This is a genomic window from Haloarcula sp. Atlit-7R, assembly GCF_003666065.1.
Taxonomy (GTDB): domain Archaea; phylum Halobacteriota; class Halobacteria; order Halobacteriales; family Haloarculaceae; genus Haloarcula; species Haloarcula taiwanensis.
This window is the reverse complement of the sequence record NZ_QXIK01000108.1, coordinates 1-449: the sequence shown is the minus strand read 5'-3', so window position 1 is coordinate 449 and position 449 is coordinate 1. Positions and strand designations below refer to the sequence as shown.

1 protein-coding gene is annotated in these 449 nt (G+C 64.1%); it reads left to right on the top strand.

Translation table 11 applies throughout. The features are described from left to right. Nucleotides 1-43: 43 nt before the first annotated feature. The coding region (locus D3D01_RS22875) for a twin-arginine translocation signal domain-containing protein (protein ID WP_121513875.1) at nucleotides 44-449 on the top strand (406 nt) is incomplete at its 3' end.

The following is a 449-nucleotide window of genomic DNA, read 5'->3' as shown; positions in this document are numbered from 1 at the left end:
ACTAAGTAGTGTCGTTATAGACTCCTATTCCATGCCTGATAGCATGAATAGGCGAAACTTTGTAAAGTTTGCGAGCGGAGCGGCCGCCGGGGCCGCCCTCGCCGGATGCGCCGGGAACGGCGGCGACGGCGGATCGGGGACGACGAGCGGCTCCGGTGAAGGTGACACGACGTCGAGCAGTTCCGGCGGCGGAACCACCGACGGGTCTCGGCCGCTGGAGTGGATCGGTCCCGCGTGGGCGGTTCGCGACGGACAGGCTGACAAGTTCACCGAGATGACCGATATCTCGGTTAACGTCACCACGGCCGACATCCCGACGACCCAACAGCAGGTGCTCAGCGGCGGGCAGGCGAACATGGACATGGTCTCGTCGGACTCGCCCGGCGCGGGCGCTATCGTCCAGGACAATGACGCGAGTATTCCCGTCCCGGTCGACGAACTCGACAACT